The sequence below is a fragment of the uncultured Campylobacter sp. genome (assembly GCF_938030785.1).
GTDB lineage: Bacteria > Campylobacterota > Campylobacteria > Campylobacterales > Campylobacteraceae > Campylobacter_B.
On the sequence record NZ_CALHIK010000048.1, the window covers coordinates 1 to 2,115 of the forward strand.

Sequence of the window (2,115 nt, forward strand, 5' to 3'; positions counted from 1 at the left end):
TCACGAACAAGATTACTCGCTCGAATAAAATTTTATCTCGCTAAAGCGAAATTTTGCCCAACTATCCACGCGCTGTGTTTTATAGCACTAGGGATTGCATTTGGTTAAAACTCGCCCCGGCTGCATCAAAATCGCATCTTATGTCTAATGAAACCGGAATTTAAGCCCCGTTTTGCAGTGAAATTTTAAAATTTTGATTGTCTCCTTTGCCGTGTCGATCGCTTGCAATTTTGCTTTTTATCACGACGCCCACAAAATTATAAGCAAATTTTACCCAAATATGGCTATAATCTAACAATTTATTTCATAGAGGAAGATCATGGAAACTTGGGCGGCTTGGGCGCTCGCGTCGGCGGTATTTGCGGCGCTGACCGCGGTATTTGCTAAAATCGGGCTCGAAGGGATCAACTCCCACTTCGCGACCTTCATTCGCACGATCGTCATCGTCCTTTGCCTCGGCGCCTTCCTGCGCTACGCCAAAATTTGGCAGCCGCTATCCAGCCTAACGGCGCGCAACTGGGTATTTCTGATACTAAGCGGGCTAGCAACAGGCGCGTCATGGCTAGCGTATTTCAAAGCGCTACAAATCGGCAAAGCCTATCAAGTAGCACCGATCGACAAGCTAAGCGTAGTGCTCGTAGTCATCATCGCCGTGATCTTTTTGGGTGAGCGCCCGAGTCTGCGCGAATGGCTCGCCCTAGCGCTTATCGGCGGCGGCGTGATGATTCTGGCGTTTAAGTAACGGTTGCGCCGCTACTGCTAAAAATTCTAAGGGTAAGTTTAGAATAGGTCTAAGTTTAGGCTCCCGAGCCTTTAAACAAACAACACATCTTGAGCTTGCTTGTTTTTTGTGCAACAGGAACCTACCTTGTCCTCTACATCCGACTTACTTACTCTTTTTAACCTTCTTTGCCGAAGTCTTTGACGAGCCGTCCTCTTTAGCATCATCGTTCATTTTATCCATAGAGCCTTTTACTTTGCCGCTCTGCTCATCTATAGAGTCCATATCCTCTTTTACTCTTTCAACTTTGGCATTTGCTTTAGCTTTAGAGGATTTCATAGTATCTTTAGCCTTTTTGTTTGCCTTGGCTTTTACGGATTTCAGATCGCTAATATCTGTTTGTCCGCTTACGGCAAGATCATCTTTAATAAGCTCAAATCTCTTATCGCCTATGCCTTTAATGTTTTTGATATCCTCGATATCTTTAAATTTATTATCCTTGCGGTAATCTATGATGGCTTGAGCTTTTGCCTCTCCTATGCCGGGAAGCGCCATAAGCTCCTCTTTGCTTGCGGTGTTTAAATTTACGGCTGCCAACATAAAAGCAGGAAGGGATAGAAATAATGCGGATTTAAACAGGTTTTTCATTGAAAAGTCCTTTGAAGTTGAGATATTTGTATCGCTAAAAGATAGCCTACGCGTCTCACACAATCTCTTTGCGTCGTATCCCAAGATACTGCCGTAAAAATTGTAGGGGTGCGTGCTTGCCTTGCAATACGAAGAGATTATATTTACGCAGGGCTTAAAGGAAGATAAATTCCGAGTGGATATATGAAATTTTATCTACCTCCAGCCGTTTTATTAAATGCGTTAAATTTTAGCTCGGTTTTAAAAAAAGCAGATAGATATTGGACTGAAATACCAAATAGAAAGTGCCCGTCAAATTTAGCTTGCATTAAACATGGCTTACTCGTTTTTTTACGCGACGCTTCATTGTACATGACGGCGGACGGACTGGGTATCGATTTTATCTAAGTAGGTAAAGAAGTAAATAAATAGACCAATTGATTAGTTATGAATGAGCTTAACGGGTGTATTGCAGATAAATGGAAGAGCTAAGCGGCACGGATAACCATAGATAAAATTTAGCCAGATTAAAATTTAACACCGAAGCTATGAAGCTATTTAAAACCATTTAAGATTGAAATAGAATTTTGAATTTTAATCACAAGATGTTGAAAGATATCGAAAAATTTTAATTATAAGATATTAAAATAAAATATAGGATTAAACCTAGTCGTCAGGGTTAAATTTAATTGTATAGAAAGTAGAAAAAAGATAGAATTCTAACAAAGCCTGCAGCGACCTACTTTCCCCGTCCGAGTAACGGATAG

General features: G+C 41.0%; 1 protein-coding gene and 1 pseudogene. One reads left to right on the plus strand and one right to left on the minus strand.

Features of this window, described 5'->3' with window-relative positions; all coding sequences use genetic code 11:
* Positions 1-319: 319 nt before the first annotated feature.
* Positions 320-742, plus strand: a complete 423-nt coding sequence (locus Q0438_RS02500; RefSeq protein WP_299186997.1) for an EamA family transporter — start codon at positions 320-322, stop codon at positions 740-742.
* A gap of 387 nt (positions 743-1,129) precedes the next feature.
* Here Q0438_RS02500 and Q0438_RS02505 read toward each other — a convergent pair.
* Positions 1,130-1,369: pseudogene (locus Q0438_RS02505) on the minus strand (ComEA family DNA-binding protein); the annotation flags it as partial.
* Between the last annotated feature and the right edge of the window lie 746 nt (positions 1,370-2,115).

What these genes read in the sequence shown, in the direction of transcription:
- Q0438_RS02500 (WP_299186997.1), top strand. Translation starts at nt 320, where the DNA reads ATGGAAACTTGGGCGGCTTGGGCGCTCGCGTCGGCGGTATTTGCGGCG.